At 64.2% G+C, this 22,577-nt stretch carries 23 protein-coding genes and 1 pseudogene; 12 read left to right on the top strand and 12 right to left on the bottom strand.

Annotation, left to right across the window (positions count from 1 at the left end; all coding sequences use genetic code 11):
- Together XI05_RS24785 and XI05_RS24780 are read right to left on the bottom strand one after the other, a co-directional pair.
- Positions 1-564: an SRPBCC family protein gene (locus XI05_RS24785; protein WP_271506699.1), complete on the bottom strand. Its 564-nt coding sequence runs from the start codon at positions 562-564 to the stop codon at positions 1-3.
- A gap of 868 nt (positions 565-1,432) precedes the next feature.
- A complete protein-coding gene (locus tag XI05_RS24780) occupies positions 1,433-2,200 on the bottom strand; it encodes an AAA family ATPase (protein ID WP_271506696.1) in 768 nt (255 codons plus the stop codon).
- A gap of 269 nt (positions 2,201-2,469) precedes the next feature.
- Between XI05_RS24780 and XI05_RS24775 the strand changes: the two are divergent.
- Positions 2,470-4,532, top strand: a pseudogene (locus XI05_RS24775) (DUF1217 domain-containing protein).
- 13 nt (positions 4,533-4,545) lie between these two features.
- Here XI05_RS24775 and XI05_RS24770 read toward each other — a convergent pair.
- From XI05_RS24770 to XI05_RS24760, 3 genes are all read right to left on the bottom strand, one after another.
- A complete protein-coding gene (locus XI05_RS24770; protein ID WP_271506692.1) occupies positions 4,546-5,406 on the bottom strand; it encodes a PCC domain-containing protein in 861 nt (286 codons plus the stop codon).
- Positions 5,407-5,415: 9 nt separating this feature from the next.
- A complete protein-coding gene (locus tag XI05_RS24765) occupies positions 5,416-7,020 on the bottom strand; it encodes an acyl-CoA synthetase (RefSeq protein WP_271506690.1) in 1,605 nt (534 codons plus the stop codon).
- 105 nt (positions 7,021-7,125) lie between these two features.
- Positions 7,126-7,623: a hypothetical protein gene (locus XI05_RS24760; RefSeq protein ID WP_271506688.1), complete on the bottom strand. Its 498-nt coding sequence runs from the start codon at positions 7,621-7,623 to the stop codon at positions 7,126-7,128.
- Between XI05_RS24760 and XI05_RS24755 the strand changes: the two genes are divergently transcribed.
- Entirely contained in the window at positions 7,622-8,077 is a 456-nt protein-coding gene (locus XI05_RS24755; RefSeq protein ID WP_271506686.1) for a hypothetical protein, read from the top strand. The two genes, XI05_RS24760 and XI05_RS24755, sit on opposite strands and share 2 nt — an antisense overlap.
- Before the next feature lie 78 nt (positions 8,078-8,155).
- Positions 8,156-8,431 (top strand): GNAT family N-acetyltransferase, encoded by a 276-nt coding sequence (locus XI05_RS24750; protein WP_271506684.1) that lies wholly within the window; start codon positions 8,156-8,158, stop codon positions 8,429-8,431.
- 49 nt (positions 8,432-8,480) lie between these two features.
- On the opposite strand, the gene XI05_RS24745 is transcribed toward XI05_RS24750, so the two are convergent.
- Positions 8,481-8,876: an SPW repeat domain-containing protein gene (locus XI05_RS24745; protein ID WP_271506680.1), complete on the bottom strand. Its 396-nt coding sequence runs from the start codon at positions 8,874-8,876 to the stop codon at positions 8,481-8,483.
- Positions 8,877-9,201: 325 nt separating this feature from the next.
- On the opposite strand from XI05_RS24745, the gene XI05_RS24740 reads away from it, so the two are divergent.
- Positions 9,202-9,477 carry a GNAT family N-acetyltransferase gene (locus tag XI05_RS24740; protein WP_172783691.1) on the top strand — a complete coding sequence of 92 codons (276 nt, stop codon included), beginning with the start codon at positions 9,202-9,204 and terminating at the stop codon, positions 9,475-9,477.
- A 50-nt stretch (positions 9,478-9,527) separates the two neighbouring features.
- Here XI05_RS24740 and XI05_RS24735 read toward each other — a convergent pair whose 3' ends face one another.
- Positions 9,528-9,929, bottom strand: a complete 402-nt coding sequence (locus tag XI05_RS24735) for a DUF3597 domain-containing protein (protein ID WP_211401963.1) — start codon at positions 9,927-9,929, stop codon at positions 9,528-9,530.
- Between the two features lie 338 nt (positions 9,930-10,267).
- On the opposite strand from XI05_RS24735, the gene XI05_RS24730 reads away from it, so the two are divergent.
- Positions 10,268-11,176: a DUF2189 domain-containing protein gene (locus XI05_RS24730; RefSeq protein ID WP_271506677.1), complete on the top strand. Its 909-nt coding sequence runs from the start codon at positions 10,268-10,270 to the stop codon at positions 11,174-11,176.
- 120 nt (positions 11,177-11,296) lie between these two features.
- Positions 11,297-12,121 (top strand): lytic murein transglycosylase, encoded by an 825-nt coding sequence (locus tag XI05_RS24725; RefSeq protein ID WP_271506674.1) that lies wholly within the window; start codon positions 11,297-11,299, stop codon positions 12,119-12,121.
- A 59-nt stretch (positions 12,122-12,180) separates the two neighbouring features.
- Here the strand turns inward: XI05_RS24725 and XI05_RS24720 are convergent, their stop codons facing one another.
- The gene (locus XI05_RS24720) at positions 12,181-12,507 is read right to left on the bottom strand and encodes a hypothetical protein (RefSeq protein ID WP_271506671.1); all 327 of its coding nucleotides are present in this window, start codon (positions 12,505-12,507) and stop codon (positions 12,181-12,183) included.
- A gap of 567 nt (positions 12,508-13,074) precedes the next feature.
- On the opposite strand from XI05_RS24720, the gene XI05_RS24715 reads away from it, so the two are divergent.
- From XI05_RS24715 to XI05_RS24695, 5 genes are all read left to right on the top strand, one after another.
- Positions 13,075-13,227 carry a DUF1127 domain-containing protein gene (locus tag XI05_RS24715; protein ID WP_007590701.1) on the top strand — a complete coding sequence of 51 codons (153 nt, stop codon included), beginning with the start codon at positions 13,075-13,077 and terminating at the stop codon, positions 13,225-13,227.
- A gap of 127 nt (positions 13,228-13,354) precedes the next feature.
- Positions 13,355-14,782 (top strand): methylenetetrahydrofolate--tRNA-(uracil(54)-C(5))-methyltransferase (FADH(2)-oxidizing) TrmFO, encoded by a 1,428-nt coding sequence (trmFO, locus tag XI05_RS24710; protein ID WP_260379254.1) that lies wholly within the window; start codon positions 13,355-13,357, stop codon positions 14,780-14,782.
- A 7-nt stretch (positions 14,783-14,789) separates the two neighbouring features.
- The gene (locus tag XI05_RS24705) at positions 14,790-15,884 is read left to right on the top strand and encodes an AMP-binding enzyme (RefSeq protein ID WP_271506669.1); all 1,095 of its coding nucleotides are present in this window, start codon (positions 14,790-14,792) and stop codon (positions 15,882-15,884) included.
- 95 nt (positions 15,885-15,979) lie between these two features.
- The gene (locus XI05_RS24700; protein ID WP_271506666.1) at positions 15,980-16,534 is read left to right on the top strand and encodes a CAP domain-containing protein; all 555 of its coding nucleotides are present in this window, start codon (positions 15,980-15,982) and stop codon (positions 16,532-16,534) included.
- A 73-nt stretch (positions 16,535-16,607) separates the two neighbouring features.
- Positions 16,608-17,786, top strand: a complete 1,179-nt coding sequence (locus tag XI05_RS24695) for an aminotransferase class V-fold PLP-dependent enzyme (protein WP_271506663.1) — start codon at positions 16,608-16,610, stop codon at positions 17,784-17,786.
- Positions 17,787-17,844: 58 nt separating this feature from the next.
- Here XI05_RS24695 and XI05_RS24690 read toward each other — a convergent pair whose 3' ends face one another.
- Entirely contained in the window at positions 17,845-18,306 is a 462-nt protein-coding gene (locus tag XI05_RS24690) for a cupin domain-containing protein (RefSeq protein WP_271506657.1), read from the bottom strand.
- Positions 18,307-18,432: 126 nt separating this feature from the next.
- Between XI05_RS24690 and XI05_RS24685 the strand changes: the two genes are divergently transcribed.
- Positions 18,433-19,986 carry a winged helix-turn-helix domain-containing protein gene (locus tag XI05_RS24685; RefSeq protein WP_271506654.1) on the top strand — a complete coding sequence of 518 codons (1,554 nt, stop codon included), beginning with the start codon at positions 18,433-18,435 and terminating at the stop codon, positions 19,984-19,986.
- Between the two features lie 25 nt (positions 19,987-20,011).
- Here the strand turns inward: XI05_RS24685 and XI05_RS24680 are convergent, their stop codons facing one another.
- From XI05_RS24680 to XI05_RS24670, 3 genes are read right to left on the bottom strand one after another with little or no spacing between them, the layout of a single operon-like run.
- Positions 20,012-21,253 carry a threonine ammonia-lyase gene (locus XI05_RS24680; RefSeq protein ID WP_271506652.1) on the bottom strand — a complete coding sequence of 414 codons (1,242 nt, stop codon included), beginning with the start codon at positions 21,251-21,253 and terminating at the stop codon, positions 20,012-20,014.
- Positions 21,254-21,298: 45 nt separating this feature from the next.
- Positions 21,299-22,162: a phytoene/squalene synthase family protein gene (locus tag XI05_RS24675; RefSeq protein ID WP_271506649.1), complete on the bottom strand. Its 864-nt coding sequence runs from the start codon at positions 22,160-22,162 to the stop codon at positions 21,299-21,301.
- Positions 22,159-22,542 carry an Mth938-like domain-containing protein gene (locus tag XI05_RS24670; RefSeq protein WP_063683332.1) on the bottom strand — a complete coding sequence of 128 codons (384 nt, stop codon included), beginning with the start codon at positions 22,540-22,542 and terminating at the stop codon, positions 22,159-22,161. The genes XI05_RS24675 and XI05_RS24670 overlap by 4 nt, the downstream gene beginning before the upstream one ends.
- Between the last annotated feature and the right edge of the window lie 35 nt (positions 22,543-22,577).

The raw sequence follows: 22,577 nt of genomic DNA, 5'->3' as shown, positions 1-22,577 counted from the left end.
TCAGCTACCGCTCTCGATCTTCTTCTTGAGCGCCTCGAGCCCGGCCTTGTACAGCCCGCTCACGGCCTTGATCGCGGCCTCGTCGCTCAGCTCCGGCGGCGGGTCGTTGTTGGGATAGCCGCGATAGAACGCGGCGGCCCATTCCAGCTTCGCCTTGCCGTCCGGCGCGGGCGAGACCGTCAGGGTCGAGGAATAATTGGTCACCGGCAGCACCTTCACGTCCACCTTGGTGATCCGGTACGAATAGCTCTGCATGTCGGGCTCGTATTTGTAGAGCTCCTCCTCGACAATGGCGCCGCCCGTCAAGGTGAGTTTCCGCGTCGCGCCGATCTCGTTGCCCTTCTCGCCTTCGGTCTTGGTGACCGGCTGGAGCCAGCTCATGTCCTGGAAATTGCCGATCACCGCCCACACCTTGGCCGGGGCCGCGTTGATCTCGATGGATTCCCGCACCTTCTGCCGCGTCGGCCCATGGGCCCGGACCGGCTCGAAGGCGGTCATCAGAGCCATCCCCGCCACCGCCAGCGCCGCCACCCCGGCGAGCGCCGGTCCGCTTCTCATCCTCATGTCGTTTCCTCGTTTCTCAACCTGCGCGACTTGAGGCGCGCTGAGGTCATGCTAGCGCATTTTTGGGCCATGGGGAGACCCGTTCGTGGCACCGCAGTGGCAAAGGCAATGCACACCATTGATTGAGCTGCCGGGCGGACAAAACACCAGACCGGGGTCAACCCGGCCACGCCGAAATAATTCGCTTTACGCGAATTCGGAATTATCGCATGTTGAGGCCACCCCAACCCGGGCCGAGGGGCGCATCGCGATCGTCACGAACGCGGGATGGGAGGCGGTGGACGCAGGCAGCGTCGCGCGCAGGCGGTTTGCAGGGCGGGTCACTCCGTGAGCAGGCGATGCGCGCACACGACGGGCGCAGTCTGCGTACGGCAAAATCGTGTGGTCCTGGCGCCCGGGGTCTGTGCGCCAAGGCTTGCGGTGACGTTGCGGCCCGACCGGGCTCGCACCGTCAGTCATCCGCAAGACGACGGGGGCAATAGTGCATCGCTCCCCGGGGAGAGCACGACATAAGCCGTCAACCCACTGCGCAGGGAAGGCCGGATGTTTGGCTTCACCTGTATGCCGCTATGCAGCTTTTTCAAGCACACGCTTCGCACAGTGGACCGCGGGTGCCAGCCGGCACCCGGCCTTCCCTGCGCCCTCGGCACTCTTGAGGGTGGTGAATTAACAAAGCTCGGGCGGAATCTGCCGCGAGGATGCGGGCCTGTGTCCGGTATTAAGACGATTTTTAGTTCGATGCAGGCCCCTCCTCTCCGTCATTGCGAGCGTAGCGAAGCAATCCAGACTCATTACGCGGAAAGACTCTGGATTGCTTCGTCGCAAGAGCTCCTCGCAATGACGATGGAGAGAGCGCAGGCCCCATTACCTACTCCCCCAGCGTCGCCTCCACGAACCCGCGCGGATCCTCGCAGAACTCGCGCATGAGCCGGTAGTGATCGGTCTGCTCCACCGTAACAGGCTCCAGCCCGTACTTCCCGAGCCGCAGCAGCTGCGCGTTGGGATAGGCCATCAGCATCGGCGAATGGGTCGCCATGATGACCTGGCATATGCTGGACGCGTCCATGCGTCGCAGCAACTTGAGGAATTCGATCTGGCGCGCCGGCGACAGCGCCGATTCCGGCTCATCGAATATGAAGATGCCCTGGCGCTGGCACCGCTCCTCGAAGAAGCGCAGGAAGCCCTCACCATGGGAGTGCGACAGGAAGTCCGGGCCGACCTGACCGGCGTCGCGTGCGGCCTTGTCGAGATACCGCGCAACCGAGAAAAAGCTTTCGGCGCGGAAGAACCAACCATTGGTGATCTTCGGCAGCCAGCTCGCGCGCAACGCGCTGGAAAGCTGTCCGCCCATCTTCTCCCGCGCCTCGGTGTGGTCGACAGGCATGTACCCCTTCCCACCACCGGCGTCGTCATAGCCGGCGAGCGCCGCGATCCCCTCGAGAATCGTCGATTTGCCGCTGCCATTCTCTCCCACGATGATCGTGATGGGCGCGTCGAAATTGAGCTCGAAATCATCCGGAAAGATCGGCAGGCAAAACGGATAGACCTCTCGATCGTGGACGCGCGAGAGGTCGAGCCAAACCCGCTTCAGATATGGCGCCGGCAGGTTGACCGTTCGACTGCCCCTTCGGCTCATGCCCAGCTGCCCCCATTCCGATCCATTCACGCAATCGGAACATACCAGGAACACAACCCTCGCGAAAGCTGCATTTGAGACACGTCCAGACACAAATAGAAATACAAGCGCCGTGCGAAACTACGATAAGGCCCACTACTTAAAGCTGTGTCACGGAATCCGCTCGGGACACAGCTTGAGACAGTCTGCTGACATGAGGCCAGCACCCACCTCGCGCCCCCGCAATGATTGACGGAGGTCCGGGACCGCCAAGCCGCAAGAAATGCGCGATGGTATCAACGTATTTCAGCTACAACTACATTTCGCGCCATCTCAAGCAGTCCCTGACGCGGGTCGAACAGCAACCCGACGTCTCGCGAGAGGCCGCCTATTACAAAGCCAACATCGGCAAGGTGAAGACCGTCGACGATCTCATGAATGATTATCGCCTGTATCACTTTGCTATGAAGGCATACGGCCTGGAAGATATGGCCTATGCCAAGGCTTTCATGAGAAAGGTCCTGGAGAGCGACCTCTCCGACGCAAAGAGCTTTGTCAACAAGCTGGTCGATAAGCGTTACCGGGAGTTTGCCGGGGCATTCTCCTTCAACGGCAGAACAACGCCTGTTGCGCAATCGGAGGACCAGACCGACGAGATGATCGGACTGTACACCGCGACCAAGAAGAGCCAGGTCGATGCACTTGCGACGACACCAAATACTACAGCGCCCAAATCAGCAACATCACCGGTGCAGACCAGCTCCTGAACGACGACCGTCTCCGCAACTACGTTTATTCCGCATTCGGAATCGATCAAGGCAAGTGGCCGCGCGACACCATAAGTCAGGTTCTGCGCAGCGATCCATCCGATCCAAGCAGCTACGTCAACACCACCTTCGCGTCTCAGTTGACCGGCCTGAACGCCCAGCTCGCTCAAGCCAAATCGGACGTGAGCGCCGCCAATGCAAAGATCGCCGACTACACGGCTCAACTCTCGCAACCAGGCGCTGACGTGACCCAGTTGAAGGTCCAGATCCTGGTCGAAAAATATCACCTGGAGTCGTACACGAAGAGCATTTCCAGCCTCAATGACCAGATAGGCACGATCGGCGAATTCGTGGATTTGGCCGGCGCATTCGAGTTTGCGCCTGACGGGTCGCTTCCGGCAGGCGTGCCTGCGCAGACTGCCGCAAACGTCGCGCTCACGAAACAGCGGTTCGACGACAGCAAGGCCGCCATCTATTCGGCGGCAAGCCCGCTGAACGAAGCCTTCGCAATCAGGCAGTTCAGAACGGCCATCCTCACCATCGATTCGATCCAGGCGTTCGTATCGACACCGGCCGTGTATGATTTTGCTCTCGGGGCCGTCGGCCTCGATTCCAAGGAAGTCTCGCAGGACACCGTCAAAGCCGTCCTCGAAAGCGATCTCAACGACCCCAAGAGCTTCGTGTATACCCTCAAGGACGATCGATATGTTCAGCTCGCGCGCGCCTTCAACTTCGATGCAAAGGGCAATCTGACCACGCCCCTGGTGGCCCAGGACCCGAGCGAGGTCCTCCAGATTGCGAAGGACTACGTCACCGCGATGATCAGACAGGCGAGCCCTCAGGAGCAAGCTGCGGTTCGGGCCCAAGCCGCGAAAGACGCGACATCTTATCGGGAAGCCATCGCAGACATCGAGAGCGTTTCCGATTTGCTCGCAAACAGGAAAATGGTCGATTTCATTCTCGTCGCCAAGGGTCTGCAGCCAGGGAAAATCAGCACCGAATATCTCAAGAAGATATTCAATTCCGATCTGAGCAATCCAAAGAGCTTCGCCAACACGGAGAGCGATCCGCGCTTTGCTGAAATCGCGGCCTCGTTCAATTTCGACAGCAAGGGCAACGTCGCGCGCCTGCCGACGATGGGGCCTCAGAAACGAGATCAGTTTCGGGAAACCCAGGCAAACTATCTCCGGCAAAGCCTGGAACAGCAGCAAGGCGACATGAACCCCGGCGTGCGCCTGGCCCTCTATTTCCAGCGCAAGGCGGGGGAAATCACGTCCGCATACGACATCCTTGCCGACAAGGCGCTTTCGGAGGTGTTCAGGACCACGTTCAACCTGCCCGATTCGATGGCTGCGATGCCGATCGATCACCAAGCCAAGTTCGTGGACCGCTTCATGAAGATCAAGGATCTCTCCGATCCCGCGAAGGTTGAAAAGCTGCTCGGCCGTTTCTCCGCTATGTATGACGTCAAGAACAGCCAGAGCACCGGTCAGGCTCAATCCCCCTTGCTCGACCTCTTCCAGGGATCGAGCTCAGGGATAAGCCAATCGACGTTCCTGGCCATTGCCAAGCTGCGCGCTCATTGAGCACTCGCCGCGACTAGCCCAGCACCTCCAGCACCAGCTCCATCGTCATCAGCACGGGATTATCGCCACGGATCAAACGGCCCTCCGCAACGCCGCCGGTGTAGTCGATCAGCGCGACATCGAGCGCAGCTTCCAGCGCGCCGGAGGCGCCGGGTGCGATTGTCCCTGCCGTGATCGCCAGCTCCGTCGCGAACGGCTCGGTGACGCCGCCATGGGTGAAGCGCGCGCCGATGGTCGAGCCGACGCCGCCATGAATCTTCGCGCGGGCGATGCCGTGCGCGCGGCAGAACACTTCGAGGCACCCAGCAAAATCCTGGTTCGGGCGCAGGCGGAGCGCGAAGGCGCGGCTCGTCGTGCGCGCGCCGTTGCTCGCAGCCGCGACCGGTCCGAACAGCTTGAAATTGGTCTCGGGATCGGGCTCGGCCGTGAACATCGCACCGTCGAGACCGAAGGCCTCGACCTCGAACGGCTCGGCGACGACGGTCTCGTCCGGCAGCATGTGGCCGCCGCTCGTCTTGCCGTCGGCCTCGGTCCACAGGCCGTGACAATGAAAGAACGGCGCACCGTCGCGCGTGCCGAGCGTCATGCTGCCGAGCCTTGGGCGCGTCACGCCGTCGGGCCGGAACGTGTCGCTGTAGAACGCCGCGTTTTCGCCGGTCTTCGACAGCGCCGGCATGACATAGGCGAACGGCCCCAGCGCGCCGCGGCGAAAGTTCAGCACGCCGCCGGCAAAGCCCTCCGCGGCAAAGCCGCGCCGCGCGGCCTCCAGCAGCGGCAGACCGGCTTCAAGCGTGAAGGAAAAGGCGCGCCCCCTCGCCTCCACCCATTGGATGCGTTCCGGGGGCGGCGGGCCCGGCTGCTTGATGCTCCGCATCTGGTGCGCTCAGCCCGTCTTCTTGTCGAGGTCGAGCAGCCCGCGCGCCTCGAGCTCGTCGCGCACCATGCGCTTCGGCACCTTGCCGTAGCCGGATTTCGGCAGCGCATCCCAGAAGAAGAAGCGCTTCGGCATCTTGTAGCGCGGCACTTTCGGCGACAGGAACGCCGCCATCTCCGCTTCGCTCACCGCCTTCGCGCCTTCACGGACGACGCAGACGGCAACGCCGACCTCGCCCCAGGTCGCGTCGGGCACGCCGAGCACGGCGACCTCCCCGATCCCAGGATGGGTCAGGATCTTCTCCTCGATCTCGCGCGGATAGATATTGGAGCCGCCGGAGATGTACATGTCGGAGGCGCGTCCCGTGATGTACACAAAACCCTCCTCGTCCATGTGGCCGAGATCGCCGGTACGGAACCAGCCGTTGCGGAACGCCTTCGCATTGGCTTCGGGGTTGTCGTAATAGCCGGCGAACACCGCAGGCCCGATCACGCAGATCTCGCCGCTCTGGTTGGCCTTGAGCTCGCGGCCCTCGTCGTCCTGGATCGACACCTGCATGCCCGTGCGCTCGAAGCCGCAGGTGCCAATTTTCGCATGCGGGCCGTCCTCCGGATCGTGCAGCGCCGCCGGCAGCACGGTGATGTTGCCGGTGACCTCGCCAAGGCCGAAATACTGCACGATCACCTTGCCGAGCTTCTTCAGCGCCGCCTTCTGGTCCTCACGATACATCGGTGCGCCCGCATAGATGACGTAACGCAGCGAGGAATGGTCGTATTTGTCGGCGGCGGGCTGCTCGACCATCATCTTCAGGATGGTCGGCACGGTGAAGAGATTGCTGACGCGATGCGCCTCGATCAGGCGGAACGCCTCGTTGATGTCGAATTTTTCGGTCGGCAGCAGCACGGTGCGCGCGCCGCGCGCGGTCTGCATCAATTGGTGCACGCCGGCGCCGTGCGACAACGGTGCCACCACCAGCGAGGCATCCTGCTCGGTCGTGCCGGGCGTCAGATCGGCGAGATGATTGGTGACGACGAAGCCCATCTGGCCGTGGGTCAGCACCGCCGCCTTGGAGCGTCCGGTGGTGCCGGAGGTGAAGAAGAACCAGCAGGGATCGTCGTGCTCGACCGCGACATTCGCGACGTTCGCGCCGGCCTGCGAGGCGATGGCATCGGCGACCGAGCGCTCGCCGAACGCGGCCTTGCCGTCGACACTCCAGGTGAATTCGATTGCGCCGCCCTTCACGGCCGCGGCGTGCTCGGGGAAATCGACGTGACACAGGAACGCCTTTGCACCGGAAGCCTGCGCGAGATAACTGACCTCATCCGGCATCAGACGGAAATTGGTGGGCACCCAGACCGCACCCAGCCGGAACGCGGCGAACATCGAAAAGAACATCTCATCGCCATTCTTGGAATGGACGAGGATGCGGTCCCCCTTTGCAATACCCCGCGCGGCGAGCGCCGCGGCCAGGGCCGAGACCTGCGCATCGATCTCGCGCCAGGTCCAGGATTTTTCACCCCAGACGAAACCGGGGCGCGATCCATGCCGCCGCGCATTCTGGGTCAGCATATAGGCGAGATTCATGACGCGGCGGGACATGCGCAGGGGCTGCATCGGGCTTCCTCGTGGGCGACGGGCGGCACGCGAGCCGTCCGTTCATTGCAGCCCATTTATCGCCAACGCCAGCGGCCCTGCAAGGCCGGCTGCCGCGGACCTGCCCTACGGCTGCTTGAACGCGAAAGGCGTCGCCGTGATGGTCCTGGTCTTCCAGCAGGCCTGCGCACCAAAGCCGCCGCAGAAGCTGCCATGCAGATCGAAGCGGATGGTGCGCGCGGCGCCGCGCTTTACCGGTGGGGCCATGATCTTGTAGCGGAGGACGTAGCCGTCGAACACCTCGCGCACGCTGTCGTCCGGCAGCATCACCAGGATCTTCATGACGCAACCGCCGGTTCCGCAATAGGTCGTCTCGCGATCGCCGCATTTGGTGTCCTGGAAATCGACGATGTAGTCCTCGCGACCATCGCCGGTCAGGTCGATCTTGCGCACGGTGTTGGGCGCGAAGGTCACCGCGCCACCCTCCTGGCTCTCGCATTCCTCATTGGCGTAGCGCAGCGCCTTCTGCACGCCGGGCGGATAGTCGGCCGGATTGAACGGCTTTGCGTCGTCGGCGCGCGCAGCCGAGGCGAACAGAGCGAGCATGAGGATGAGATAGCGCATGCGCATTTGTCGCCAGCGCAGCAATTATCGTTCAGGGAATTTTAAACATGATCGGCGCAACGTTCATCGATTGTCGCGTACAGAGTGCCCCATCATGGTCAAAGCGCCCGCCGTCCTCCTGTTGTCGCTGGCGCTCGCCGGATGTGCCGCTTCTCCGCAAGCGCATCTTGCGTCCGATCCCGCCTTCAAGCCTGCGCGCTATGCCTGGGATGGCGCCGGCGAGGATCCCAATCGGCTGCGCGGCGCCTCACAGCCAACCCGGACCGCCCCCCGCTCCGAGCGCAACAGGGCGCAAGCCGACGCTCAGCCCTCTTCGAAGGAGCGGTGGCAGGCGCAGGACGGCATCGAGGCCGAACAGGACGCCAGGGTCAACCGCTCTCTGGTCATCTGCCAGGGCTGCCTTCGCCCGCCGCCGCAGGCCGAAGAGTCCAGGCTGGCCAAAGCGACCGATTGAACGGCGCGGATCGGAAACCGCCGGCCGGACCGCGCGTTACGATCTCGTGCGCGGGGCCGGCAGCTGCAAGGCAACGATATGAGTGACGTCATCAACAACAAGGCCCATCACCGCTATGAGCTCGAGGTGGAGGGTCACCTTGCGACCGAGCACTACAAGCTCGACGGCGATGTCATCACCTTCGAGCATACCGATGTGCCGAAGGAGCTTGGCGGCAAGGGCATCGGCTCGAAGCTGGTGCAAGGCGCGCTCGACCAGGTCCGGGCGAACGGATTGAAGCTGATCCCGCAATGCCCGTTCGTGAAGGCATGGATCGACAAGCACCCGGACTATGCGGATCTCGTGACACGGTGAGTGCACAGGCCCGCCGCCCGTGGCCGCGGGCCTGCCGTCAACTTACGACCTATTGTCCGTGCTTGAGCAAGTCCTGGTCATTACTGTCCCAGTCCTGCCACAGCTGGAGAACGCCGAGCAGCACCACCACCGCACCAAGGCTCGTGTGATAGATGCGGAGGAAGCCCTCGCCGGAATAGCCGAGCGCGTAGGGCGAGGCGATGAGCCACAGTCCGACCAGGATCGTCGTCACCTCCTGCCATCGCTGCAAGGCGACGTATTCGAGTTGGCTGATGCCAAACACGACCAGACCGATCGCGACCGTGTTCAGGATCGCCGTCTGGTGACCGGCGATCGCCTGATCCTGAATCGGAAACCACGGCGAGACCACGATCACCGCACCCAGCAGCATCCCGCACCAGTCTTCCCACGTTCGATGAGTATTAAAGAAACCAGAGTCCGACATCGTACCCTCCCCTGCAAAAGAGGCATACGTCTGCGGCTGGCGATCATGACACTCCGAATGTCTAGCGACCCTGCCGGCCGCATTCGGGCGTATGTCCTTTCCAGGACGTGGGAACCGAACTCCGGCTTGCAAGAGCGGCATCGGGGATTTTTTTGCGGGGTCGCGGGACCGCGCTCGCGGCGCGCCAGGTCCATACTGCAATGCGGTGACGGTGGCGCGCATTTGCATATATCTCCTCTGCGCCGATCTCCCTTGGTCTCATCTTGGCAAGGGCCGTGTCAGGCTCCTAAATCAGGAAGCAATCTGCAGCTTGGAAGGATCCCGCATGGCGGCTTCGGTACGCGACAACAAGGACAGGAGGCGCTTCGAGCTCGATGTCGGCAACGACATGGCCTTCGCCAATTACCGGCTGACGCCATCGGCCGTGATCATTACCCACACCGAAACGCCGCGCGCGCTGCGCGGGCGCGGCATCGGCTCCGAGCTGGTCAAGGGCGCGCTCGAGCTGATCCGGCGCGACGGCAAGAAGGTGATCGCCGGCTGCGGCTTCGTCGTCGACTATCTCGACCGGCATCCGGAGGATGCGGATCTGGTCGCCTGAACACAAAAGGGCCCGCTCAATCGCGGGCCCTTCGACGACCGAGGGATCGGTCAGTGCTTGATCTCCGGCGGCAGTTTGCCGCCATTGGCGGCGAGTTTGGACATCACCTGCTTGTGCAGCCAGACGTTCATGCTGGCGGAGTCGTTCATGTCCCCGCTATAGCCGAGCTCCTTGGCGAGGTCCTTGCGCGCGGCCAGGCTGGAATCGATGTCGAGTGCCTTCATGAGGTCGACGATCGAGGTGCGCCATTCCAGCTTCTCGCCCTTGTGCGCGGCGACGGCCTTGTCGACGATGGCAGCGACGTCGACGGCCGCCATGGGCGCTGATGCCGGCGCCGATGCGCCCGGCGCGGTCCCAGCGGGGGCACTGCCCGGCGCTGCGCCACCGGCCGGCGCGGCGGAAGCCGGCTGGCTGCCGAAGATCGCGCTCATGATTTTCCCGAAAATGCTCATGTCTGCTTCCCCGAAAAGGATCCATTGGAAGGGCCTTAAGTGGCCCCTTATAGACGAAGTCACTGCGTTGCGCCCGCGAAGTTCTGCGAACCGACAACCAGCATGAGCTTATCTGCGGCGAAATGACGGCCGAATGAACATCATCGAGATTGCACTGCGGCATCGAATTTCACCCAGGCGTGAGGGACAGGACTCGGAATTGGGAGTAGCCTTTGCGTTCAACTCGCGATCCCGTCCGGAATTCGCGTCTGGTTGGAATCGCGAAACTCAGAGAAGAGCGGCCGCTTGCGCCGTTTGCCGGCGCCGAGTGCGGCTGCTCGGCAAGGGAGCTAGCGACCATGGCGACACTCTACCAGGGCAATGTACCCACGACGGCCCAGCCCACTGATGCGGCTGGACCTGTCATTCGAACCATCCAACTGTCCGACCTGCACGAGGCGCTCCGGCGCGGCTGGGAGGATTTCAAGGCGGTTCCGAGCCACGCCATCATCCTGTGCGTCATCTATCCCGTGCTGGGCCTCGTGCTCGCCCGCGTGGTGATGGGCTATTCGGTGCTGCCGCTGCTGTTTCCGCTGGCCGCGGGCTTCGCTCTGATCGGCCCGTTCGCAGCCCTCGGCCTCTACGAACTCTCCAGCCGGCGCGAACGCTACGAGGAGGCCAGCGCCTGGGATGCCATGGAGGTGCTGCGCTCGCCTTCGTTCGGTGCGATGCTCGGTCTCGGCACGCTGCTGCTCGCGCTGTTCGTGACCTGGGTCGCGACCGCGCAGGCGATCTATGTCGCGGCGTTCGGCTATGAGGGCGTCACCGGATTCTCGGATTTCATCAGGCGCGTGCTGACGACGCAGCAAGGCTGGTGGCTGATCGTGGTGGGCTGCGGCACCGGCTTCCTGTTCGCGCTCGCCGCACTCTGTCTCAGTGCCGTGTCGTTCCCCTTGATGCTGGACCGCCATGCCGGTGCGTTCGAGGCGATGAGCACTTCGCTGCGCGTGGTCGCGAGAAACCCGGTGCCGATGGCGGCCTGGGGCCTGATCGTGGCGGTGCTGCTCGCGCTCGGCACGATCCCGGCCTTCCTCGGCCTTGCCGTTGTGGTCCCCCTGCTCGGGCACGCCACGTGGCACCTCTATCGCAAGGTGATCGTGTCGGATCCGGGCGCACGCCCTGTGCCGCCTCCGCCGCATCGGCCGCGCAAGCCGGCCGCCGACTTCCCCGCCAACCTCTTCCCGTGGCGGAATCGGACGGACGCCTGACAATCTCGTGACGTGCGGCCCTGCCCGGTTCGGACAGGGCCGAACGCCTTGCTTTGGCCGCGGTTACAGCCGAGATTATTGCTGCCGGTCAGATCGATTCACGGAAATCCATTTCATCTGATGACTCCGACGATTTCTCGTCTTGCTCTCGCAGCCTTCATCGTCTCCGCGTCCCTTCTCTCAGTCCAGCCAGCGTCCGCCGCGGTTGCCTGCGGCTCGGGCAATTTCGACGCCTGGCTGGCCGATTTCAAAACCGACGCTGCGGCGAAAGGCATCTCGCAGCAGGCCATCACCGCCGGGCTTGCCGGCGTCACGCTCGATCCGAGCGTGCTCAACCGCGACCGCTCGCAAAAGGTTTTCACCCAAACCTTCGAGGAGTTCTCCGGCCGCATGGTGCCGCCGCGCTTGGAGCGCGGCGCCAACAGGATGAAGCAATACGGCTCGGTGCTGTCGCGCATCGAGCAGGCCTATGGCGTGCCCGGCGAGGTCCTGGTCGCGATCTGGGGTCTGGAGACCGATTTCGGCGTCAACACGGGCAAGTTCGCAACGATCCGCTCGCTTGCAACGCTCGCTTACGATTGCCGTCGCTCCGAGCAGTTTCGCGCCGAGCTGCTGGATGCGCTGCGCATCGTCCAGCGCGGCGATCTTGCGCCTGCCGACATGAAAGGCGCCTGGGCCGGCGAGCTCGGCCAGACCCAGTTCATGCCGTCATCCTGGATGAAATATGCCGTCGACTTCGACGGCAACGGCAAGCGCGATCTGCTGCATAACGCGCCCGACGTGCTCGCCTCCACCGCCAATTATCTGGCCGGCTATGGCTGGCAGAAGGGCAAGGATTGGCAGCCGGGCAGTCCGAACTTTGAGGTGCTCAAGCAGTGGAACAAGAGCGAGGTCTACTCCAAGACCGTCGCCTATTTTGCCGCCCAGCTTGCACGCGCTCCCTGAAATTCACGCGACAAAATGCATGGGCCGATCGCGAGCGACCGGCCCTCGCTTGGGTGCGTTTACTTGCCCATGGTGGCGAGCATTGCCTTGTTCAGATGCGCGCCGCACGCACCCATTTTGCCGTTGAGCAGGGAGTCCTGAGCCGCAGCGATCTCCTTCTGCGCGACAAACTTGCTGTCACCGTCGGCCATGTTTTCGATCGCGGTCTCCGTTTTCTCCAGATTGGCCCCGCTGCAGCCGCCCATGGCGTGCTTGGCGGCCTGGGCCGGCGCGACGGCGAGTGCAACAGCGGCGACTGCGATAACCCCGAGTAACTTCGTCATGATGTTACTTTCCTTCTCTTGTCCTTGGGCCAGAACCGGCGACATTGCCGGAATCTGCGACATGACTTTCCTCCGGTTGCGGCAACTTGCCGCAATAAATTCCGCGCGAGAACTGCGTGATCCTGCGCACCGCGCAGAGCCGCATGCGAAATTTCTGATTTTCATTACAACTTCGTAATGGAGGCCCTAACGCATCGCTGTGTACACGGCACCAACAGGTCGACAGAGAGCCTCAGGATCAATGGCGATCCAATTTCGGCCCTCGCGATATATGAATATAAATTCACTTTTTCTCCGAGCAAATCATGCGATTCGCGCATGCGAGACTTGGGCCCAGACGCTATTCCATCCTGTTGCGGATCACGGGAACGCGACATACTTCGACCCAAGCCGGCACCGCAAATCCAAACATAAGCCCGTGATTTCACGGACGTTTGCTGTGAAACCGATCACTGCCGCCCAGCGGTTGGGCGGGAGTGCCAAGAGGTTAATCGCTTCTTACCGGTGCTATGCGCTCTTCGCTTAGCTGCATCGCAACATCGGAACTTTCGCACTGCACCACTCTCACCTATATTCATTTCAACGATGAGGCTCAAAGCAAGAGCTGAATCGAACTACAGGAGACTACCAATGCTGCTCTCGCTCATCCGCATGATCCAGGCCTTCCGGGACTATCAGCGCAATGTTGCCGAGCTGTCCCAGCTCAGCGACCGCGAACTGGCCGACATCGGCCTCGATCGCTCGGACATCCCGCGCGTTGCCGCCGGTCAGTACCAGGGCTGATATCGTTCAGCCCTTCACCGGAACGGACCGATAGCGCCCGCCTCGTGCGGGCGTTGTCGTTTCTGATGGCAGAAAACTCGATCTCGGCGATTCCACTCTCCGCCGAAAAGCGCTACCTGTCCGCCCCATGACAGGACCCCAATCCAACATCGTGCACGTGATCGGTGCCGGCCTCGCCGGTTCCGAAGCCGCCTGGCAGGTTGCGAAGTCCGGCGTGCCCGTGGTGCTGCACGAGATGCGGCCGACCCGCATGACCGAGGCGCATCGCACCGACGGGCTCGCCGAGCTCGTCTGCTCCAACTCGTTTCGCTCGGATGACGCCGCCAACAACGCCGTCGGCTTGCTGCATGCGGAAATGCGGCGGCTCGACTCGCTGATCATGCGCGCCGCCGATGCCAACCAGGTGCCCGCCGGCGGCGCACTCGCAGTCGATCGCGACGGCTTCTCCGCTGCCGTCACCAAGGCGCTCAACGACCATCCCCTGATCGAGATCGCCCGTGGCGAGGTTTCAGGCCTGCCGCCGGCCGAGTGGAGCAATGTCATCGTTGCCACCGGCCCCCTCACCTCCGCGCCACTGGCTGACGCCATCCGCGAGCTCACGGATGAGAGCGCGCTAGCCTTCTTCGACGCCATCGCGCCGATCGTGCACCGCGAATCCATCGACATGTCGGTGGCCTGGTTCCAGTCGCGCTACGACAAGGTCGGGCCCGGCGGCAACGGCGCCGACTACATCAACTGCCCGATGACCAAGGAGCAGTATGACGGCTTCGTCGCCGCGCTGATTGCCGGCGAGAAGACCGAGTTCAAGGAGTGGGAGACCAACACGCCCTATTTCGACGGCTGTCTGCCGATCGAGGTGATGGCGGAGCGCGGCCCCGAGACGCTGCGCCACGGCCCGATGAAGCCGGTCGGCCTCACCAATCCGCACGATCCCACGACCAAGGCCTACGCAATCGTGCAGCTGCGCCAGGACAACAAGCTCGGCACGCTTTACAACATCGTCGGCTTCCAGACGAAGCTGAAATACGGCGAGCAACAGCGCATCTTCCGCACCATTCCGGGGCTGGAGAACGCCGAATTCGCCCGCCTCGGCGGCCTGCATCGCAACACCTTCCTGAACTCGCCAAAGCTGCTCGACGGCCAGTTGCGCCTGCGTGCGCAACCGCGGCTGCGTTTCGCCGGCCAGATGACCGGCTGCGAAGGCTATGTGGAATCCGCCAGCGTCGGCTTGATCGCTGGTCTCTACGCAGCCGCGGACGCACGTGGTGAGGCGCTTGTCAGCCCGCCGGGCACGACCGCGCTCGGGTCGTTGCTCGGCCACATCACCGGCGGCCATATCGAGACCATCGAACCGGGTACGCGCTCGTTCCAGCCGATGAACATCAATTTCGGTCTGTTCCCGCCGCTCGCGACCGTGCCGACCAAGAAGCCCGACGGCACGCGGCTGCGCGGCAACGAGAAGACGGTGGCCAAGAAGCAGGCGCTGAGCGCACGCGCGCTCGCCGATCTCGATCGCTGGATCGCCGATCACCTGCGTATTGCCGCCGCCGCGTGAGTTTGCGATGAGCCTGCCCAAAGACGACGCCGCAGAGCTGTCGGCGCGCTGGACCGAAGGCGTGCTGCTCAAGCGCGACGTGTTCTCGACCGTCGAGCGCGGCCGCTTCCGCAGCGAGAGCGGCGAGATCGATGCGGTATTGCGCCGGCTGGACGAGGTGCCCTGGTGGTCGTTCCTGCTGGCGCGCCACCTGTTCGCCCGCGAGAAGCATGCCCTGGTGCGCGCCAAAGGCCTCGACGTCGGTCCCGAACTGCTATGGGCCGGGCGCCGCGCTCTGGTGCGCGGCTTCGTCGACGGCGTCGCGCTGCATCTGGCAAAGCCCCATGGCGATCTCGCCTATTTCCGCTCGGCCAAGGCCGCACTGCGCCGGCTGCGCCGCGCCGGCATCTGCCACAACGATCTCGCCAAGGAGCAGAACTGGCTGGTCGGCCGCGACGGCCGCGCCTATGTGACCGACTTCCAGCTCGCCGCGTGCTTCAAGCGCCGCGGCCGGCTCTATCGCATCCTCGCCTATGAAGACCTCCGGCATCTGCTCAAGCACAAGCGCTCCTACGCGCCGGAGGCGCTGACGTCGCGCGAGCGAAAGATCCTGGCGAGGAAGTCGTTTGCCGCGAGCTTGTGGCTCGCCACCGGCAAGAAGGTCTATCGCGCCGTCACCCGCGGCCTGTTCAATTTCACCGACCGCGAGGGCGGCGGCCGCCGACTCGTTAACGACGCGCCGGTGCTGGCCGAGCTGATCCGCCGCAATCCCGCCGTGCGCGACGCCGCCATCGTCGCCTTTGCCGACCGCCGCTCCGGCGTCGGGCTTTATGCCTTCGTCGAGGCCGATCAGGCCGCGCTCGAAGGCCAGCTCCGCAGCGAGCTTGCCGCCGCCAAGGGGCCGAAGCCCCCCGAGCACATCCAGGTCGTGCACGCCCTGCCGCGCAACAGCAGCGGCAAACCGCGCACCGAGGTCTTGCAGCTGGTCGCCATGAACCAGCTCGACCTGATCGAGCCGATGATGAAGAACGAGCAGGACCGCGCCTTCCTCAAGGACATCCTGGAGCAGCGCAAGAACCTGCGCGACCGCTTCAATTTCGAGGCGAAGCTCCCAACGAGCTAGTGCGGGATCTGCGCCTTGAAGCCTCCACATTGGCGACCGAGAAGCGCTTGGATCACGCAGGGTTGGCAGAGATCATGGGCGGTCGGGGGACGATGATGCATGGTGTGGTTGGCGGGATCATCGCTGGCCTTGTGCTGCTGGCGGGCGCGCCCGCGCTGGCGGACTCTCCAGCCGAGCTGATCTCCAGCTTCCGTCTCAAGCATGGTGAGGCCCGCGTCGTCCGCGACGCCACACTCGATCGCATCGCCATGGACCAAGCCCGCGCGATGGCGGCGAAGGACGACCTCAGCCACGACGCACTCGGCCCGTTCAACCGCCGGGTCGCACCGGCCGGTGCGGGCCGCGCCGCCGAGAACATCGCCTATGGCTACGACAGTTTCGAGAAGACGCTGGGCCAGTGGATCGACTCGTCCGGGCACCGCAAGAACCTGTTGCTGCACAATGCCTCCCGCGTCGGCATTGCCAGCGCCAAGAATGCGAGCGGCAAGCGCATCTATTGGGCCATGGTCATCGCCGGCGATTACGAGCCGAAGGGCAAAGGCAAGAAAAAGGACAAGGAACCCGTCGTTGCCGTGAAGCGCGAGGCCGCTCCGGCCGGCAAGCCAAAGCCCAGCAATTGTCACGTCAAGCTGCTCGGCCTCTGCATCTGAGGCGGGCCAGCCCATCTTGCTCGCGCTCGGCAAGGCGCCTAGTTCATGGGATCGCAAGAAGCGGAGGGCGTGAGTGATCGACCTCGACCGAATACGTGCCGACACGCCAGCCACCAGCCGGCTCGCCTATCTCCACAGCGCCGGCGCGGCGCTCATGCCGACCCCCGTTGTCGCCGCAATGAAGCAGCATATCGACCTCGAAAGCGAGATCGGAGGCTATGCCGCCGCTGACCGTGAAGCCCCGCGGTTAGATGCGGTCTATGGCTCGGTTGCGCGCCTGCTGAATGCCGCGCCCGGCGAGATCGCGCTCGTGGAGAATGCGACGGTTGCGTGGCAGATGGCGTTCTATTCGCTTCCGTTTCGGAAGGGCGACCGGATCCTGAGCGCCGAAGTGGAATACGCGGCGAATTATGTCGCGTTCCTTCAGGTCGCCAAGCGAACCGGCGCGGTCATCGACGTGGTGCCGAGCGATGCCAGCGGTGAGCTCGACCTCCACGCGCTCGAACGAATGATCGACAAGCGGGTGAAACTGATCGCCATCACCTGGGTTCCGACCAATGGCGGGCTGGTCAATCCGGCAGAGGCAATCGGCAGGATCGCGCGGGCGCACGGCATTCCCTATCTGCTCGACGCCTGCCAGGCGGTCGGGCAGATGACAGTCGACGTCGAAGCCATCGGCTGCGACATGCTGTCGGCCACAGGCCGCAAATTCCTGCGCGGCCCCCGCGGCACCGGCTTTCTCTACATCCGCCGCGCGCTGCTGCAGCAGCTCGAGCCGCCGATGATCGACCATTTTGCAGCGCCCTGGGTCTCGCGCGATGAATATCGGCTCCGCGACGATGCCCGCCGCTTCGAGACCTGGGAGAACAATTACGCGGCCCGGCTCGGCTTGGGCGCGGCTGTCGACTACGCCCTCGAGATCGGCATCGATCGGATCGAGCAGCGCTGCCGCCCGCTCGCCGGCCGCCTGCGCAGCGGCCTCGCCGCCCTTCCTGGCATCACCATTCGCGACCTCGGGCGTGCGCCGGGTGCGATCGTCAGCTTCACGATGGACGGGCACGAGGCGGACGACATTGTCGCCAGCGCCGCTGCAGCCGGCATCACGATCGGTGCTTCGGACCCGTCGAGCACGCGCATCGATGCCGAACTTCGCTCGCTGCCGCATCTCGTGCGGGCATCACCGCATTATTACAACACGGAAGCCGAGGTCGATCGGCTGCTCGCGCATCTGGCGGACCTGACGTCACGATAGCAAAAGAGCCGGCGCGACCGGGCCGACCGTGAGGTCGGTCCACCATCGCGCCGACCTATCAAGCTCTTGTCGTCAATGCCGAGAGTTGGTCGGTATCGAAGCGGGCGCGTAAGGCGCTGATGGCTTTCGCATCCGGCGGCCCACTCGCCGTCAGCTTGGCCAGCTCCTCGAAATAATGCTCGTGTCCCGGTGGGGAGACGGTCATGAGCACGCGCGCGGGCTTCTCGGTCACGTTGGTGATGTTGTGAGCTACGCCCGGAGGAATGAAGAGAAATGTCCCGGGGGTTGCCCGGACAACCTCATCCCCAACGTGCCATTCACACTCGCCTTCGAGCATGTAGAACGTCTCTTCCTGAACACGATGCACGTGCCGGCCGGTGGCGAATCCTGCCGGAATTGTCCAGTCGAACATACTGGTGTGCCTGGTGTCCTCGCCGGTCACCAGGAAGCCCATCGGTTGGCCGCGGAGCACGACCCCTTCGGTCTCGCCGGGCCTGCGGATCACGTGTTTCGCGGTCATGTAACCCTCCATCGCTTGTTGCAGCGCACCTCACGGCTGGCGCGATAGTGATCCAGGCGCGCCCGAAAGTGGTGAAGCCGTTCGGAAAACGTTGCAAAAAACCTGCGAAATGTGCCCTTCTTCGGCATGGCCGCGATCCTTGAATTTGGTCCCTTTCGGCTCGATGACGAGGCGGGGATCCTGTTCCACGGCGCCGAGCCGACCGGACTCGGCCGGCGCGCCGTGCTGCTCCTCGCCCTCCTCGTCCGGAAAGCTGGAGCGCCTGTTTCGAAAGACGCCTTGATCGAGGGGGCCTGGCCCGCCCAGGCCGTTGAGGACAGCAATCTGACGGTCCAGATCGCGGCGGTGCGGCGCACGCTGGCGGACATCTCCGGCGAGACGCATTGGATCGAAACGCTGCCGCGCCGCGGCTATCGTTATGTCGGCCCGACCGTGACGCCGTCCGATCCGGATCGCGCTCGGGCAACGCCGCAAGCACGGCCGCTGACATTGCCCGACAGGCCGTCCATCGCAGTGTTGCCTTTCACGAACTTGAGCGGTGATGCGGACGAGGACTATTTTGCCGATGGGATGGTCGATGACATCATCACCGGGCTCTCACGCATCAACTGGCTGTTCGTGATCGCGCGGAATTCCACGTTCGCCTACAAGGGCCGCGCGGTGGACGTGAAGCAGGTCGGCCGCGAGCTTGGTGTACGCTACGTCCTTGAAGGCAGCGTCCGCAGGACAGGCACGCTGGTCCGCATCACCGGCCAGTTGATCGATGCGGCGAGCGGAATGCACGTATGGGCCGAGCGATTTGACCGCCGGTCCCAAGACGTCTTCGCCCTCCAAGATGACATCGCTTTGTCGACCGTCGGTGCCATCGCGCCCAGCCTACGGCGTGCCGAGATCAACAGGGTCAAGCGCAAGCGGCCGGACAGCCTGGATGCCTATGATCTCGTCCTGCGCGCCCAGCCGGACGTCGATTCCGGCATGCCCGCCCAGGTGACCCAGGCGCTCGTGTTGCTCGAACGAGCGATCGCGCTCGAGCCTGCGTATGCGCTCGCCCACGGCAATGCGGCGATGTGCCATCATTGCTTGTTTCTCCGGGCCGGCTTGCAGGAAGCCAATCGCGAGGCTTCGATCCACCACGCGCGCTCGGCCATCGCCCATGGCCAGGATGATGCGCTTGCGCTTACGCTCGCGGGTTTCTCGGTCGGCATGGACGGGCATGATCGCTCCGCGGCATTCACCGCGTTCGAGGCCGCGCTCGCCATCAGCCCATCATCGGCCCTGACCTACATCCTCGGCAGTGTCGTGCTCGGCTGGGGCGGAGATTCCGACCGCGCCATCGAATGGAGCGAGCAAGGCCTGCGGCTCAGCCCGTTCGATTCCTGGGCTTTCGCCGCATTCGACGCCCAGGCGCTTGGGCACTTCCATCGCGGCCGATATGAGGAGGCGTGCCGCGCCGCTTACCGCTCGGTTCAGGCCAACCCTCGCCACAGCATCACCTATGTGCAATTGTCCGCAGCGCTGGCAAAGCTGGGACGATTGCAGGAGGCGAAAGCCGCGGCCGCGCGGGTGCTGGAGCTACACCCGACCTTCCGCTATGGCCGTCAATTTCAGGGCGTCGACTGCGCGCCTGCGCTGGCCTCTTCGCTGGGCGACGCCCTCCGCGTTGCAGGCCTTCCCGAGTAGCGCTCGGCTCGGCCTCGCGTGGCGCTCACGTGCAGCGCGCGCTCAGTCCGGACGCGCTGAGCCGCGCCATGACCTCGTCGAGATGCGCGGCATCGCGGGTCTCGATGACGAGCTGCAGCAGCGTCGCCTTGGCCGGCAGATCGGAGAAGGTCCGCTGGTGCGAGACCTCGATGATGTTGGCACCGGCCTCGGCCAGCAGCGCGGCTACCGCGGCGAGCTGCCCCGGCCTGTCGGGGATATCGAGCGACAATTGCGTCAGCCGCCCCTCGCGCGCCAGCTCGCGGGTGAGCACGGAAGCGATCAGCCGCGTGTCGATATTGCCTCCGCTCAGCACGAGGCCGACCTTCTCGCCGGCAAAGCGAGACGGATCGGACATCAGGGCGGCGAGGCCGGCGGCGCCGGCGCCCTCGACCACGGTCTTCTCGATCGAGATCAGGGTCGCGACCGCACGCTCCAGCTCGGCTTCGTTGACGAGGGCAATGTCGTCGACGAGGCGGCGGACGATTTCGGTGGTGATCCTGCCCGGTGATTTCACCGCAATGCCCTCGGCGAGCGTATCGCCGCGCGCCGGCAGATTGCCGTCATGGATGGCGTTGTACATCGAGGGATACAGCCAGGCCTCGACGCCCAATATCCGCAGCGACGGCTTGATCGACTTCGCGGCAATGGCAATCCCGCTGATCAGACCGCCGCCGCCGATCGGGACGACGAGCGTGTCGAGCTCCGGGACCGCCTTCAGCACTTCCAGTCCGATCGTGCCCTGCCCGGCGATGACGAGCGGATCGTCGTAAGGATGGACGAAGACCATGCCGTGCGCTTCACCGTGGCTTCGCGCAAAGGCGGCCGCCTCTTCCAGCGTCGCGCCCGTGACCACCACTTCGGCGCCGTGATGCCTGGTGTTCTCGATCTTCACCATGGGCGTGCCGATCGGCATCACGATGGTGGCGGGAATGCCGAGCCGCTTGGCGTGGTAGGCAACGCCTTGCGCGTGGTTGCCCGCGGACATCGCGATCACGCCCCGCGCGCGCTCTTCCGGCGTCAGCGCGGTGAGCCGGTTGAGCGCGCCGCGCTCCTTGAACGAGGAGGTGAACTGGAGGTTCTCGAATTTCAGCCAGATGTCGCAGCCGCAGATGCTGCTCAGCGTGCGGCTGTAGCTGCAGGGCGTCTCGACGACGGCGCCTTGGATGGTCTTGGCGGCGGCGTGAATGTCTTCCGGTGCGACCGGAAGGCCGCTGAGTTCGGACGTGCTTTGGGACATGTCAGCCATAGGACAGCATAGAGCATTTGGCCGGGCCATGCGATAAGCCGGCGCCTATTTGGTAAATTCACGCGATCGCGAGGCGCGCCACAGCGTCCAGAGCGTGCGCAACCGCGAGGTCGGCTGCAATGTAAACGGATTGCGTCCCGGGCGCGACAGGCGCGCGAGATCGGCCTGCGCCTGCCGCAGCAGCAGAAATGCCGGCCGCACCGGCGGCGCCAGCTGCGCCAGCAGCGATGAAGCCGCGGTCATATGCTGCCGGGCTTCACCCGCGAGTTGCTCCAGCGCCGCATGGAGATTGGGTGTCTCCTTGCCGGCGAACACATCCTCCATGCTGCAATTGTGCTTCTCCAGCACCTGCTGCGGCACGAACAATTGCCGGTGCGCGGCATCGCGCGGCAGATTGGCGATGACCTGCACGATCCCCTGCGCCAGACCGGCATGGCGGGCGAGATGCTCGGCCGCCTCCGATGGCGGTCCCAACACCTGCGCTGCGAGGGCGAACAGCGCCGATGAGGTCGCCGCCAGGTAACCTTCCAGCGCGGCCATGGTCGGCATCGGGTCGTTGTAGAGATCGAACTGGTGTTCCTCCGCAAGCAGCGACAGCGGCTCGACCGGCAGGTCGAAATCGCGGATCGCGCGGAGCAGCTCGGCCGCCACCGGATTGCCCTCGGCGCTGCCGTGGACTTGGCCCGACAGCATGTCGGTCCACCATTGCAGGCGGATCTCGCCGGGCAAGGGCTGGCTCACCTGGTCGCGAACGCGGACGATCTCGACGTTGAAGGCGTAGAGTGCCAGCAACGCGCGGCGCTCGGCGGCTGGCGCGAACAGGGTCGCAGCGTAGCGCGGAAAGTCATGGCTGCGCACGAGATCGGCGCAAAAGACAACTGAGTCGGGCGGCGGCGGGGGGGTGCTCATGGCACGGCGATCAGCGCGGCGGCAACCCGCCGCCGTTCACCGATCATGATGTTGTAGGTGCGCACGGCCGGGCCGGTCTGCATCGTGTCCAGCACCACCCTCACCGCCTTGAGCGCCTGACGCAGCTCGGGCGGCGGCAGCCACAGCCCGGTTCCGGTGCCGACCAGGAGCGTGTCGATGCTATTAGCGGCCGCGAAGACCCGATCCAGCGAATAGCGGTCGATCTTCGCGGGATCGGTCACGTCCCAGGCCCAGATCGCATCGGGCAGGCAGAGCAGCGAGCCCCGATGCGACATGCCGGCAAAGGCGAAGCCGCCCTTGCCATAGGCATCGATCGGCGCCGAGCGCGGGAAATGCGGAGCGTTGGGATCGCCGGCCATGAGCTTCGTCCGAATGGGCTTACTGCCCTCGCAAA

The organism is Bradyrhizobium sp. CCBAU 11357 (assembly GCF_028128865.1).
In the GTDB taxonomy this organism is placed as follows: Bacteria; Pseudomonadota; Alphaproteobacteria; order Rhizobiales; family Xanthobacteraceae; genus Bradyrhizobium.
Note: the sequence above shows the minus strand (reverse complement) of the source record. Positions and strands in the feature narration are given on the sequence as shown.